Annotated in this window: 11 protein-coding genes; 7 read left to right on the top strand and 4 right to left on the bottom strand. The window is 63.2% G+C overall.

The window, feature by feature from the left end; translation table 11 throughout:
• Window positions 1-3 precede the first annotated feature (3 nt).
• The 3 genes from NXT3_RS29080 to NXT3_RS29070 all read right to left on the bottom strand — a co-directional run bounded on the left by NXT3_RS29080 (window position 4) and on the right by NXT3_RS29070 (window position 3,611).
• A complete protein-coding gene (locus NXT3_RS29080) occupies window positions 4-477 on the bottom strand; it encodes a DUF411 domain-containing protein (RefSeq protein WP_104841188.1) in 474 nt (157 codons plus the stop codon).
• A gap of 70 nt (window positions 478-547) precedes the next feature.
• Entirely contained in the window at window positions 548-1,030 is a 483-nt protein-coding gene (gene cueR, locus NXT3_RS29075; RefSeq protein WP_097538793.1) for a Cu(I)-responsive transcriptional regulator, read from the bottom strand.
• 82 nt (window positions 1,031-1,112) lie between these two features.
• Window positions 1,113-3,611: a heavy metal translocating P-type ATPase gene (locus tag NXT3_RS29070; protein ID WP_104841187.1), complete on the bottom strand. Its 2,499-nt coding sequence runs from the start codon at window positions 3,609-3,611 to the stop codon at window positions 1,113-1,115.
• A gap of 4 nt (window positions 3,612-3,615) precedes the next feature.
• Between NXT3_RS29070 and NXT3_RS31865 the strand changes: the two genes are divergently transcribed.
• The 7 genes from NXT3_RS31865 to NXT3_RS29040 all read left to right on the top strand — a co-directional run bounded on the left by NXT3_RS31865 (window position 3,616) and on the right by NXT3_RS29040 (window position 12,660).
• Complete coding sequence (locus NXT3_RS31865; RefSeq protein ID WP_158665425.1) at window positions 3,616-3,768, top strand: hypothetical protein; 153 nt, start codon at window positions 3,616-3,618, stop codon at window positions 3,766-3,768.
• 205 nt (window positions 3,769-3,973) lie between these two features.
• A complete protein-coding gene (locus NXT3_RS29065; RefSeq protein ID WP_104841186.1) occupies window positions 3,974-6,055 on the top strand; it encodes a hydantoinase/oxoprolinase family protein in 2,082 nt (693 codons plus the stop codon).
• Window positions 6,056-6,065: 10 nt separating this feature from the next.
• Window positions 6,066-7,724: a hydantoinase B/oxoprolinase family protein gene (locus tag NXT3_RS29060; RefSeq protein ID WP_104841185.1), complete on the top strand. Its 1,659-nt coding sequence runs from the start codon at window positions 6,066-6,068 to the stop codon at window positions 7,722-7,724.
• Window positions 7,721-8,932: a pyridoxal phosphate-dependent aminotransferase gene (locus tag NXT3_RS29055; RefSeq protein ID WP_199773416.1), complete on the top strand. Its 1,212-nt coding sequence runs from the start codon at window positions 7,721-7,723 to the stop codon at window positions 8,930-8,932. Before NXT3_RS29060 ends, NXT3_RS29055 begins: the two co-directional genes overlap by 4 nt.
• 15 nt (window positions 8,933-8,947) lie before the next feature.
• Window positions 8,948-9,760 (top strand): NAD-dependent epimerase/dehydratase family protein, encoded by an 813-nt coding sequence (locus NXT3_RS29050; protein ID WP_037416913.1) that lies wholly within the window; start codon window positions 8,948-8,950, stop codon window positions 9,758-9,760.
• Window positions 9,760-10,953, top strand: a complete 1,194-nt coding sequence (locus NXT3_RS29045; protein ID WP_097538797.1) for an NAD(P)/FAD-dependent oxidoreductase — start codon at window positions 9,760-9,762, stop codon at window positions 10,951-10,953. Before NXT3_RS29050 ends, NXT3_RS29045 begins: the two co-directional genes overlap by 1 nt.
• A gap of 21 nt (window positions 10,954-10,974) precedes the next feature.
• Entirely contained in the window at window positions 10,975-12,660 is a 1,686-nt protein-coding gene (locus tag NXT3_RS29040) for a thiamine pyrophosphate-binding protein (RefSeq protein ID WP_104841184.1), read from the top strand.
• A gap of 157 nt (window positions 12,661-12,817) precedes the next feature.
• Here NXT3_RS29040 and NXT3_RS29035 read toward each other — a convergent pair whose 3' ends face one another.
• Entirely contained in the window at window positions 12,818-13,549 is a 732-nt protein-coding gene (locus NXT3_RS29035; protein WP_104841183.1) for a FadR/GntR family transcriptional regulator, read from the bottom strand.
• Between the last annotated feature and the right edge of the window lie 108 nt (window positions 13,550-13,657).

Raw genomic sequence — 13,657 nt, 5'->3', positions numbered from 1 at the left:
GTGTCAGATTGCCGGTCGGACGCTATGGAAGATGGTCGGCGCGGCGCCGGGTATCCTGCTTAGCGCATAGACTTCATAGGCAGCCTGCGGATCGTCGCCCATGCCGAGCGAACCCACCGGCATGCCGGGCACCGCGAGCCCGGGAATGTTCGGGCGCTCGGCGAGCAACTTTCTAATCGCCTCGAGCGGCACGTGCCCCTCGATCAGATAGCCGTCGAGCACCGCCGTGTGACAGGCCGCCATGTCCGGCGGCACGGCAAAGCGCCGCTTGATCGCGGTCATGTCGCTTTCGTTATGGACTACGACCGCGAAGCCCGCTTCCCTCATGGCTGCCGCCCAGCTTTCGCAGCAGCCGCAGCCGGGATCCTTGTAGATCACCATGCGCATGGCGCCTGCCAGCGGGGTCGGAGCGCCGAGTAGGACAACAAAGGCGCATGCCAGGGTGCCGGCCAGGAAATCTCTGCGGTGGATGGTCATCGGATCACTCCTTCCCCGCGCTGTTCATTCCAGCGCGCCGCGGATCGCATGAAATTAGACGCCCGAATGGTCAGCGTGTCGATGCACCAGATCGCCGCAGGCCGCGGACCGGCTCGCCGCCGCGGCCGAAACGCGCCGGCTCGGGCGACTTCTTCGGTTCGTTGTCTGCATCGGCAAGATCGTCGATGATCGGGCAGTCCGGCCGCGCGTCGCCGTGGCAATGGGCCGCAAGGTGTTTCAGCGTCAGACTCATCGCCTTCAGTTCCTCCGCCTTGCGCTCCAGTATCGCGACCTGATCGAGTGCGATCTTCTTCACCTCGCTGCTGGCGCGCGAACGATCGCGCCAAAGTGCCAGAAGTTCCGCCATCTGCTCGACGGTGAAGCCGAGGTCGCGGGCCCGCCGGATGAACCGCAGCGTATGGACGTCGTTGTCGCCGTAGTTGCGATAGCCGGATTGGGCCCTGTCGGCCGGCGGAATGAGGCCAATTTTCTCATAATAGCGGATCATCTTCGCCGAAACCCCCGAGGCGCGTGCGAGATCGCCGATATTCATGTCGTCATCCTTTCGACAGCCGGCAGCCAAGCCGAAATATAGGAACTTGTCGGGGCGGACGCCAATAAGGACCCGCTGCCGTTCACGCCTGCCGCTCCGAAGCTCGGAATTCCTTGAGGCGTAACGCATTGGCGACCACGAAGACGCTAGAAAGCGCCATTGCTCCGGCGGCAAAGACCGGCGAGAGCAGGACGCCATAGCCGGGATAGAGCGCGCCGGCGGCCACCGGAATCAGAACCATGTTATAGGCGAAGGCCCAGAACAGGTTTTGCTTGATGTTGCGGATCGTCGTCTTCGAAAGGGCGATCGCATTCGGCACGCCGACGAGGTCGCCGGACATCAGCACCACGTCGGCGCTCTCGATTGCGACATCGGTTCCCGTGCCGATCGCGATTCCGACATCTGCGGCGGCAAGCGCCGGCGCGTCGTTGATACCGTCGCCGACGAAGGCGACTCTTCGGCCGTCCGCCCGCAGGCGCTTGACCGCCGCGGCCTTGCCGTCCGGCAGCACCTCGGCGAGCACCTCGTCGATGCCGAGCTTGCGGGCGATCGCCTCGGCCGTTCGGCGATTGTCGCCGGTGACGATCGCGATCTTCAGGCCGAGGTCATGCAGCGCTCGGACGGCCTCTCGCGTCGTCTCCTTCAGCGGATCGGCAACCGCGATGATGGAGGCGACCCTGCCGTCGATCGCCGCATAGAGCGGGCTCTTGCCCTCGTCGCCGAGCCGGGCGGCTTCGGAGGCAAAGTGCGAGACGTCGAGGCCGAGACGTGCCATCAGCCTGTCGGCGCCAATGTGGACGTCCTTTCCGGCAACCTCGGCTCTGATGCCAAAACCCGGAATTGCCTCGAACTTTTCAGGCTCGGCCAATTCAAGGCCGGCGGCTTCGGCCGCGGAAACGATCGCTTCGGCGATCGGGTGTTCGGACCGTGCTTCGGCGGCGGCGATTAGAGCCAGGACGGTGTTGCGCTGGAAACCGGGCGCGGTCTCCAGATCGGTCAGCTCCGGCCGGCCCTCGGTCAGCGTGCCGGTCTTGTCGAGGGCGATGACCGCGGCATTGCGCAACGTCTGCAACGCTTCGCCCTTGCGAAAAAGCACGCCCATCTCGGCGGCACGGCCGGTGCCGACCATGATCGAAGTTGGCGTGGCGAGACCCATGGCACAGGGGCAGGCGATGATCAGTACCGCGACGCCGTTGACGAGCGCGAAGGTGAGGGCCGGGTCCGGCCCGAAAACGAGCCAGGTGAGGAAAGTCACCACGGCGACCGCCATCACGGCCGGCACGAACCAGCCGGTGACGCGATCGACGAGCGTCTGGATCGGCAGTTTCGCGCCTTGCGCCTGCTCGACCATCCGGATGATCTGCGCAAGAATGGTATCGGTGCCAACCTTGGTGGCACGGAAGGTGAAGGCGCCGGTCCTGTTGATCGTGCCGCCGACGACATCCGAACCCTTCGTCTTTTCCACCGGCACGGGCTCGCCGGTGATCATCGATTCGTCGACATAGGATTGGCCTTCGACGACCACGCCGTCGACGGCGACCTTCTCGCCGGGCCGCACCAGCACCATGTCGCCCACGCGCAACTCGGCAACCGGGATTTCCAGCATCTCGCCGCCGCGCCGGACGCGCGCTGTCTTGGGCTGCAGGCCCATCAAGTGCTTGATCGCCTCCGATGTGCGGCCCTTGGCGCGCGCTTCGAGGAGCCGTCCGAGCAGGATCAGTGTGACGATGACGGCTGCCGCCTCGTAGTAGACATTGGCGGTGCCGGCCGGCAGGAGCCGGGGCGCAAAGGTGGCGACGACCGAATAGCCCCAGGCGGCGGCCGTTCCGATCGCCACCAGCGAGTTCATGTCAGGTGCGGCGCGCAACAAGGCAGGCACGCCCTTGGCGAAGAAGCGGCGGCCGGGGCCGAAGAGAACGATCGTCGCCAGAGCGAACTGCAGGTACCGGCTCTCGGCCATGCCGATGCGGGTCATCACCAAATCATGGATTGCCGGAACGAAGTGCGAGCCCATCTCGAGGAGGAAGACAGGAAGCGTCAGGAGGGCGCCGGTCAGGAAGGCACGCTCAACGCGTCTCAGCTCCTGTGCGCGCTTTTCTCCCTCGCGGTCGATATCCTGATCATTGCCGCGCTGATGTGCCTCGTAGCCGACGCCGCGAACCGCTTCCACCAGCTGCTCGGTGGAGGCGAGCCCCCTTACTAGCCGGATCGAGGCCCTCTCGTTGGCAAGATTGACATTCGCCTCGACGACGCCGGGGACGGCCTTCAGCGCCTTCTCGACGCGCCCCACGCAGGAGGCGCAACTCATCCCTTCGATGCCGAGCTCAAGCGCATCTTCAACCGCCCCGTAGCCGAGATTCTCGATCGCGTTGATGATCTCGGATGGTTTCGCCGTCTCGTCGAAGCGAATGTCGGCACGCTCCGTTGCCAGGTTGACGGAGGCGGAAACCACCCCCGGGACGGCGCTAATCGCCTTCTCGACGCGCGCGACGCAGGAGGCGCAGCTCATGCCCTCCACGGAAAGGCTGACGTTTTGCTTGCTTTCCACGTGCCTCGTTCCGGCGGCGTTCAGGGATGCCATGCTTATGTTCCTTGCGGTTATATCTGTCATTGAAGATGGGCCTTCCAACGGTGGGAAGGTCAAGGCGGACGCTTTGGAAAAATATTCGGGGTTTGTTGATGATGATGATGACGCCGGTGCTTCGAAGGGCTGCGGCGGCCTGTCGCAAGCCCTATGACGAGCGAGAGCGCTCACCGGCTTGAGACCGGCAAATTGAAGCACGAGCTGGCGCGACCGAAGGACCAGCGGGCTCACCTTCAATGTTCGAACGGTAATGGCCGGTCACCACAGCCGGTTGACACTTATATGATAAGTGCATAGTAAGAGCGTCGACTTCAATTGCACATCGCGCGGACGGGTGGCGAAACCGGGGGAATAAAGCGGTGAAAACCAGCCCTTCAAACTGCCGGGTCGGCGTCGATATCGGCGGCACCTTTACGGACATCGCCCTCGATCTGGACGGAGTTCTCCACTCCACCAAGGTACTGACCGACTACGTGGCGCCGGAGCGGGCGATCTTGAAGGGTGTAGGGGTCGTCGCCGAGATGGCCGGCATAGCGCTTTCGGACATCGATATCCTAATCCACGGCACGACGCTTGCCACCAATGCGCTCATCGAGCGGCGCGGGGCTAAGACGGCGCTGGTGACGACGGAAGGGTTCCGCGATGTGCTGGAGATGCGCACGGAGAACCGCTTCGAGCAATACGATCTCAACATCTCGCTGCCGCCGGCGCTGATTGCCCGCGCGGATCGTTTCGTCGTGCGCGAGCGGATCGCCGCGTCGGGCAAAGTTCTTCTGCAGCTGGATGAAGCATCCGTCGCGGCAGTCATCGAGAAGATCGCCGCGGGCGGTTACGAGAGTGTCGCCATCGGGTTCATCCATGCCTATGCCAACGGCGCGCATGAGGTTGCGGTGCGTGAGGCCATGCTCGAGCGGCTGCCGCATGTCTCCGTCTCGATTTCCTCCGAAGTTTCCCCGCAAATGCGCGAGTTCGAGCGCTTCAACACGGTCTGCGCCAATGCCTATGTGAAACCGGCGATCAAATCCTATCTCGACCGGCTCGTCGTGTCGCTGAAGGAGATCGGCGTCGGCTGCCCGGTCTTCATGATCCATTCGGGCGGCGGCATCGTCTCGGTGGAAAGCGCGTCGGAGTTCCCGGTGCGGCTGGTGGAATCCGGTCCCGCGGGCGGGGCCATCTTCGCGGCAGACATTGCCCGGCGTCATGGTCTCGACACGGTGCTCTCCTTCGACATGGGCGGCACCACCGCCAAGATCTGCCTAATCGAGAACCAGGTGCCGAAGACAGCCAAGACCTTCGAGGTCGCCCGCACCTACCGCTTCCGCAAGGGCTCCGGCATGCCGATCTCGATTCCGGTGGTCGAGATGGTCGAGATCGGTGCGGGCGGCGGTTCGATCGCCAGTGTCGACGGCATGCGCCAGATCCGTGTCGGACCGCACTCCGCCGCTTCAGAGCCGGGCCCGGCGTGCTACCAGCGCGGCGGCAAGAACCCGACCGTGACGGATGCCGACCTGATCCTCGGCAAGCTCGATCCGGAGAACTTTGCCGGCGGCGCCATCCCGCTCTCCATCGATGCGAGCCGCAAGGCGATGAGCGACGATATCGGCTCTGTTCTCGCGCTCGATCCGGAAGCTGCCGCCTACGGCACCTGCGAGATGGTGGACGAGAACATGGCCAATGCCGGCCGCGTCCATACGGTCGAGAACGGCAAGAACATCGCCGACTTCACGATGATCACCTTCGGCGGCGCCGGACCGCTGCATGCGGCGCGTCTCTGCGAGAAGATGGGGATTACCACCTTCCTCGTCCCGCCGGGCGCCGGCGTCGGCTCGGCGATCGGCTTTTTGAAGGCACCCTTCGGCTATGAGTCCGTGCGCAGCGCCGTCTTCAACCTTACGAAATTCGATCATGCGGCGGCGAACCGGCTTATGGAAGCGATGCTGGCCGAGGCCGTCGGCTTCGTCGAAGGCGGGCTCGACATGGGCCAGCCGGTGATCGAACGCATGCTTTTCATGCGCTACGCCGGGCAGGGCTGGGACATTCCCGTTCCGCTGCAGTCCCCCCGCTTCGACTCCGACAGTGCCAAGACGATCGCTGCGCTGTTCGAGACTGAATACGGGCGCTTCTTCGGCCGCGCCATCGAAGGCCTCGATATCGAGATCGTCAGCTGGTCGGTCAAGGCGAGCTCGCCGCTGCCGCCGGTCGCCCGGGTTGCCGCCGTTGCTGAAGGCGAGGCCGTCAGGCCCGCCAAGACGCGCCGGCTGTTCGAAGCAGCTCAAGGGACCTATCTCGAAGCGGGTATTCATGAACGGACGCACCTGAAGCCCGGCGACGTCGTCAGAGGTCCGGCCGTTATCGTGGAGCGAGAGACCTCGACGGTTCTGACCTCCGCCTTCAAGGCCATCGTTCAGAACGACGGCTGCCTGCTCGTATCACGGCTTTGAGGATATTCCCATGAACCAATCGATGATCGATATCCACATGCAGGTCATGTGGAACCGCCTGATCTCCGTCGTCGAGGAGCAGGCGCAGACGCTGATCCGCACGGCCTTCTCCACCTCCGTCCGCGAGGCAGGCGATCTTTCCGCCGGCGTGTTCGACCTCGAAGGGCGCATGCTGGCGCAGGCCGTCACCGGCACGCCGGGCCACGTCAACGCCATGGCGGAATCCGTTGCGCACTTCATCCGCGATATCGGCCCGGAGAACATCTTCGAAGGCGACGTCTACATCACCAACGATCCATGGAAGGGCACCGGTCACCTGCACGACATCACGGTCGTCACGCCTTCCTTCCACCACGGCAAGCTCGTCGGCTACTTCGCCTCGACTGCCCATGTCGTCGATGTCGGCGGCCGCGGCTTCGGCCCGGATGCGCGTGAGGTCTACGAGGAAGGCATCTTCATCCCGATCATGAAGTTCTTCGAGCGCGGTGAACTGAACCGTACGCTCATCCATATCGTGCGCAACAACGTCCGAGAAAGCGACAAGGTGGTCGGCGACTTCCATGCGCTTGCAGCTTGCAACGAGACCGGCCACCGCCGCCTCATCGACATGCTGACGGAATTCAACCTCGAAGACCTGTCGATGATCGGCGGCTTCATCCTGAAGAACAGCCGCGAGGCGACGCTCGATCGGTTGAAGGACCTGCCGCACGGCTCCTGGGAGTACAGCCTCGATCTCGATGGCTACGATGAACCGGTGCACCTTGCCGCAAAGCTCACCATCAGCCCCGAGGGCGTGGCGGTCGATTTCGACGGTACCTCCGGCACGAGCAAGTTCGGCATCAACGTGCCGCTTGTCTATGCGAAGGCCTATGCCTGCTACGGCATCAAATGCGTCGTTGCCCCGGAAATCCCGAACAACGCCGCCTCGCTTGCGCCGTTCGACGTCGTCGCGCCGGAAGGCTGCATCCTCAATGCCAAACGTCCGGCGCCGGTCGCGGTGCGCCACGTGCTCGGCCATTTCGTACCGGATCTGGTGCTCGGCGCGCTGCATCAGGCGCTGCCGGGTCAGGTGCCGGCCGAAGGCGCGAGCGCGCTCTGGAACCTGCATATGAGCGTGCGCCCAGTCTCCGATCAAATCGGCGGCAAGGGCGCGGAGATCCTGATGTTCAATTCCGGCGGTTCCGGCGCACGCGCTTCGCTCGATGGGCTGAACGCCACTGCTTTCCCCAGCGGCGTCCATACTATGCCGATCGAGGCGACGGAGAATGTCGGCCCGGTCATCGTCTGGCGCAAGGAGTTACGCGAAGGATCCGGCGGCGCCGGTGCACAGCGCGGCGGCCTCGGCCAGATGATCGAGATCGAGGCGGCCGATGGCTATTCTTTCCGCTTCTCCGCCATGTTCGACCGTCTCGGTCATCCGGCGCGCGGCCGCGACGGGGGCAGGGACGGGGCGGCCGGTTCCGTGACGCTCGACGATGGAACGGTGCTGAAGGGCAAGGGATTGCAATTCGTGCCTGAGGGAAGAAGGCTCGTGCTCGCGCTTCCGGGCGGCGGAGGCTACGGCGATCCGGCGGAGCGCCCTGCGGATGCTGTCGCCCATGACGTCAGGCACGGCTACATCACCGAAGACCAGGCCATGCTCTACGGCAAGGCGGAAGGGAAGGCATGAACATGATGACGTTCGAAAGCAGCCGAGCCGCGACGATCAAGTCCTCGCCGTCGATGGCGATTTCTCTTGCCGCCAAGGCAATGCGGGCCCAGGGCGAGCATGTGGTCGACCTCTCGCTCGGCGAGCCGGATTTCGACACGCCGGCGCATGTCGTCGCGGCGGCGACCGACGCGATGAAGCGCGGGATCATCCGCTATACGGCCCCGGACGGCCTGCCCGAACTGCGCGAGGCGATCGTCGCCAAGTTCAGGCGCGAGAACGATCTCGACTACGCCATGGACGAGATCTCGATCGGCAACGGCGCCAAGCAGATACTCTTCAATGCCTTCCTCGGAACGCTTGAGCCGGGCGACGAGGTGGTGGTTCCGGCGCCCTACTGGGTCTCCTATACGGATATTGTGATCCTGCACGGCGGTTTACCTGTCGTCGTGCCCTGCGGCGTCGAGGATGCCTTCAAGATTACACCTGAACGCCTCGAAGCGGCGATTACGCCCAAAACGCGTTGGTTCCTGTTTAACTCACCCTCCAACCCGACCGGTGCGATCTATACCGCCGACGAGCTGAAAGCCCTTGGCGAAGTGCTGGCACGCCACCCGCGCGTCGCCATCATGTCGGACGAGATTTACGAGCACATCGTCTGCGGTGACGTGCCCTTCACCTCATTCGCGAATGCATGCCCCGAACTGCGCAATCGCACGCTCCTGATCAACGGCGTGTCCAAGGCCTATGCGATGACCGGCTGGCGGCTCGGCTATGCGGCAGGGCCGAAGGAACTGACGAAGGTGTTGAACAAACTCCAGTCACAGAGCACCACCTGTCCGTCTTCGATCACCCAGGTTGCCGCCGCGGCTGCGCTGAACGGCCCGCAGGATTTCGTGACGAAAGCTGTGGCGGAATACAAGGCGCGCGGTGAAATGGTGACGCAAGGTTTCGGCGCGATTGCCGGTCTTGAAGTACGCGCCCCGGAAGGCGCATTCTATCTGTTTCCGAAATGCGCCGCCTATATCGGCAAGACCGCGCCGGACGGAGCGACAATCCCCAGTGACACTGATCTGGCGTCGTACCTCCTGAAGGAGGGAAAGGTCGCGACCGTGCCGGGTTCAGCTTTCGGCGTAGAGCCCTATATTCGCCTGTCCTTCGCAACATCGCGCGAAAACCTCGCTTTGGCCATCGAGCGAACCGCCGGTGCCCTGGCTAGACTTCGCTAATCAGGATCAAGTCTCGTGACCGATTATCAGCGCACGCTTCTCACCGGCGCCGCCGGCGCTCTTGGAACACAGCTTCGCAAATCCGGTACTAGGCTCGGCAAGATCGTTCGGCTCTCGGCCCGACAGGCGTGCCAGAACCTGGCGCCGCACGAAGAGGATTCCCCGGCGGACCTCGCCGATTTCGATGCCGTTTCCCATGCAGTGAAAGGCTGCGACGCGATCGTCCATATGGGCGGACAGGGACTCGAAGCGCCGTGGAAGACCATTCTGGACGCCAATATCGTCGGCAGCTACAACATTTACGAGGCGGCCCGCCAGCATGGCGTCAAGCGCATCGTCTATGCCAGCTCGGTCCATGCCATCGGTTTCTACGAGCGGACCGAGACCATCGACGGCAACGTGCCGACCCGGCCCGACAGTCTCTACGGCGTGTCGAAGACCTTCGTCGAAAACCTCGCCCGCTATTATTTCGACAAGTTCGGCCTCGAAACGGTAAGCCTGCGCATCGGCTCGTCCTTTCCGGAGCCCACAGATCGCCGACATCTGATCACCTGGCTCTCCTACCGCGATTGCCGCCAACTCGTTGAAAAGAGCCTGTCGGCCGAACGCGTCGGCTTCATGGTCGCCTACGGCATGTCCAACAACAGCCGCGCCTTTTGGGACAACCGCACCGCCGCTTCTCTCGGCTACAAGCCGGAGGACAGTGCTGACGACTATGCGGAAAGGGTGTTCGCCAAGACGGAGCAGGGGGATCCGAACGATCCGGCCGTGCGCTTCCAGGGCGGCAGCTTCTGTGCGGCCGGCCACTTCGAAGACGAGAACAAGTGATGCGGGCTGCCAGGACCTCCTATGACCTCGTCATCGTCGGTGGTGCCGTCGTCGGCAGCTCGACCGCCTACTTCCTGGCGACCAATCCGGACTTCACCGGTTCCGTCCTGGTGATCGAGAAGGATTGGACCTATCAACGATGCGCGACGGCGCTCTCGTCCAGTTCGATCCGACATCAGTTCTCGAACGCCATTAACGTCAAGGTCTCCCAGTTCGGCACGGAGTTCATCCGCAACTTCAAGGAGAACGTCGCCGTCGACGACGATACGCCGGAGATCGGCTTTCACGAGGCGGGCTATCTCTTCCTTGCGGGCGACGAACGAGGCGCTGAGGTGCTGCGCCGCAATCACGAAACGCAGGTCTCCTGCGGCGCCGAAGTGACGCTGCTCGAGGTCGAAGGTCTCGCGAAACGCTTCCCCTGGCTCAACCTCGAAGGGCTGGTGCTCGGCAGCACCGGCGAGCGTGGCGAAGGCTGGTTCGACAGCGTCGGCTTGATGCAGGGTTTCCGCAAGAAGGCCCGTTCGCTCGGCGTCGAATACATCGAAGACGAGGTTGTGGCGGTCAACCGCGAGGGCGACCGCGTCGTTTCCGTGACGACAAAGGGCGGCCAGACGATCGGCTGCGGGACGGTGGTCAACACCTCCGGCACCAACGGCAGACACGTCGCCCGCATGGCCGGTCTCGACATCCCCGTCGAGTCGCGCCGGCGCTCGCTCTTCGTCGTCGATTGCCGCACGTCCCTTGAAGGCAAGGTCGGACTGACCATCGATCCGACGGGAGTCTTTTTCCGTCCGGAGGGCAAGTTCTATCTGATGGGCACCTATCCCAAGCACGATCCGGAGGTCGATCCGAACGATTTCGAGGTGATGCATGACGAATTCGAGGAGGAGATCTGGCCGACGCTGGCGAACCGCGTGCCTGCCTTCGAGGCGATCAAGGTCGTCAGTTCCTGGGCCGGCCACTACGACTACTGCACGCTCGACCACAACGTCGTCCTCGGCCCGCATACGGAGGTGAAGAACTTTCTCTTCGCCAACGGCTTTTCCGGCCATGGGCTGCAGCAGTCGCCGGCCATGGGGCGTGGGCTTTCCGAAATCATTACCTATGGAGGCTTCCGCACGCTCGACCTTGCGCCCTTTGGCTACGAACGGGTTGTGGCGAACCGTCCTTTCCTCGAAGACGCCGTCATCTGACCAAAAGGGCAGGGGAACTTCATGAACAACGAAATCGAGACACGCAGCGGCGGCCAAGTGCTGGTCGACGCCCTGCGCATCCATGGCGTCGAGCGTGCATTCGGCGTGCCGGGCGAAAGCTATCTCGCGGTGCTCGACGCCTTCCACGATGCGGAAGACGCGGTCGAATTCGTCATCTGCCGCCAGGAAGGCGGAGCGGCCTATATGGCCGAGGCCTATGGCAAGCTGACCGGCAGGCCGGGCATCTGCTTCGTTACCCGCGGGCCGGGCGCCACCAATGCCTCGGTCGGCGTTCATACCGCCTTCCAGGATTCCACGCCGATGATCCTGTTCATCGGCCAGGTGGCGCGCGACCAGATGGAGCGCGAGGCATTTCAGGAGATCGACTATCGCCGCATGTTCGGCCAGATGGCGAAATGGATCGTCGAGATTGAGGATGCGGCCCGTATCCCCGAACTCGTCAGCCAGGCGTTCCATCGCGCCGTCAACGGCCGGCCGGGTCCGGTCGTCGTCGCACTTCCGGAAGACATGCTGACCGATGAGGTGGCGGTTGCCGATACGCCGGCGTACAAGCGGGTCGAGGCCTATGCGGGCGAGCAGCAGCTCGATGATCTCGTCCGGTTGCTCGCGGAAGCGAAGCGCCCGATGCTCGTTGCCGGTGGTGGTGGCTGGACGCAGCAGGCGGTCGCCGACCTCAGGACGTTCTCCGAAGCCTTCTCGCTCTCCGTCGCAGCCTCCTTCCGCTGCCAGGACCTGTTCGACAATAGGCATCCGAACTATGCCGGCGACCTTGGCCTTGCCGCCGGGCCGAAGCTGATCCAGCACATCAAGGCCTGCGATCTCTTGATTTCGATCGGCGCGCGGCTCGGCGAAATGACGACGGGCGCCTATACGCTGATCGACATTCCGGTTCCGAAGCAGACGCTTGTGCACGTCCATCCGGGCGCCGAGGAGCTCGGACGCGTCTATCACGCGGCTTTGCCAATCAATGCCAGCGTGGCCGGCTTCCTGTCGCAGGCGGCGAAGCTAAGACCTGCGGCATCCGCTGCCTGGATGGAATGGACGAGGGCCGCGCATGCGGACTATCTAGAAAACCTGAAGCATCCGGAAATTCCCGGCCCGGTGCAGATGGGCGAGGTGATGGAGTGGCTGCGCGGTCATCTGAAGCCCGACGCGATCCTGACCACTGGGGCGGGAAATTATTCCGCCTGGGCGCATCGCTTCTATCAATACCGGACGTTTCGCACCCAACTCGGCCCAACCAACGGCTCGATGGGATATGGCGTGCCGGCGGCGATCGCCGCCAAGATCACCGCGCCGGACCGGATCGTTGTGGCCTTTGCCGGCGACGGCTGCTTCCTGATGAACGGCCAGGAACTGGCGACCGCGATGCAGTACGACGCGCGTGTCATCGTCCTGGTTATCAACAATGGCATGTACGGCACCATCCGCATGCATCAGGAGCGCAATTATCCGGGCCGGGTGTCCGGCACGCGTTTGACCAACCCGGATTTTGCCGCGCTTGCCCGCTCCTACGGACTGCATGGAGAAACGGTGCAGAGGACCGAGGAATTCGCCCCGGCGTTCCAGCGCTGCGAAGCCTCCGGCAAGCCGGCGCTGATCGAAATCCGCCTCGATCCGGAAGCACTGACGTCCAAAATGAGCCTCACGCAGATCCGCGAACAGGCGATGGCGCTGGGGAGGTAAGAATACGCCGCTGCTGCCGGACAGGATGGGTGACGGTGGCATTCCATCAAGGCGACCCCAATGGCGGGAGATTGCCGGCTGAGTGAACGCATCCTGCGACAGTGTCGACGACTTGCCGAAGTCTCCGCAGGCGCGCGTAGAAAATTTGCGAACCTGATCAGTCCGCCATCTCCACACTTTCAGGCTCGTCCAGCATCAGCCGGTATCTGTTGAGGCTCTCCTCGAGATGCACGGCAAGCGCCTGCTTTGCTGCCTTCACGTCGCCCTGGGTGATCGCTGCCAGAATGGCCGCATGTTCCCTGTTGATTTTCTTCAAATAGCCACTGTAGGCGCGCGACGATTGGCGATGTTTCAGCACCAGTTCGAAGTTGATGCTTTCCATGACGGCTTCTAGAAAGCTCGGAAAATGCGGATTGCGGGTGGCGCGGGCGATAGCCAGATGAAAGTCGAAATCCGCGCGCGCTTCGACTTCCGCATCGTCCGTTTTGAGGGTTTCCAATTTGTCATAGGCGCGGGCAATCTCCGCGAGAGCTTCCGGAGTGCGCCTGGTTGCGGCCAGAGCGACGGATTGCATCTCGACGCCAAGCCGCAATTCGAGGATCTGCATGGCCGAGCGAATGTCCTCGATGCGGCTGATTTCATAGTGAAGCGTCTTGGCGTCCTTCTCAGTCACATAGACGCCAGCGCCTTGTCGCGCGGTTACGCGTCCTCCCACCTTCAGAGATGTCAGAGCCTCGCGAATGACGGTTCGGGAAACGCCGAATTCCTCACATAGCTGGGCGCTGGAGGGAATTTTCGCGCCGGGAGCATAGAGCCCGGAGTCGATGCGCTCGGTAAGCTTTGTGACGACGATTTCTGCCAAATTGCCACGTTGCGTGATAATCGACACCTATTTGCTCCGATTGAAAATCCCCGTTGGCACATATCACATATCGTGCCACATGCCGCTCGAAATATCGCGTTTCTCGATAGATTGCCTGCCTCGCGGGATTCTCTT

This window comes from Sinorhizobium fredii (assembly GCF_002944405.1).
Lineage (GTDB): Bacteria > Pseudomonadota > Alphaproteobacteria > Rhizobiales > Rhizobiaceae > Sinorhizobium > Sinorhizobium fredii_C.
This window is presented reverse-complemented; position numbering and strand designations above follow the sequence as displayed.

Excerpts from the sequence above, each read along its gene's own strand:
- NXT3_RS29080 (WP_104841188.1), bottom strand. The coding sequence starts at position 477 with ATGACCATCCACCGCAGAGATTTCCTGGCCGGCACCCTGGCATGCGCC.
- cueR (WP_097538793.1), bottom strand. The coding sequence starts at position 1,030 with ATGAATATCGGCGATCTCGCACGCGCCTCGGGGGTTTCGGCGAAGATG.
- NXT3_RS29070 (WP_104841187.1), bottom strand. The coding sequence starts at position 3,611 with ATGGCATCCCTGAACGCCGCCGGAACGAGGCACGTGGAAAGCAAGCAA.
- NXT3_RS31865 (WP_158665425.1), top strand. The coding sequence starts at position 3,616 with ATGTTCCTTGCGGTTATATCTGTCATTGAAGATGGGCCTTCCAACGGT.
- NXT3_RS29060 (WP_104841185.1), top strand. The coding sequence starts at position 6,066 with ATGAACCAATCGATGATCGATATCCACATGCAGGTCATGTGGAACCGC.
- NXT3_RS29055 (WP_199773416.1), top strand. The coding sequence starts at position 7,721 with ATGAACATGATGACGTTCGAAAGCAGCCGAGCCGCGACGATCAAGTCC.
- NXT3_RS29045 (WP_097538797.1), top strand. The coding sequence starts at position 9,760 with ATGCGGGCTGCCAGGACCTCCTATGACCTCGTCATCGTCGGTGGTGCC.
- NXT3_RS29040 (WP_104841184.1), top strand. The coding sequence starts at position 10,975 with ATGAACAACGAAATCGAGACACGCAGCGGCGGCCAAGTGCTGGTCGAC.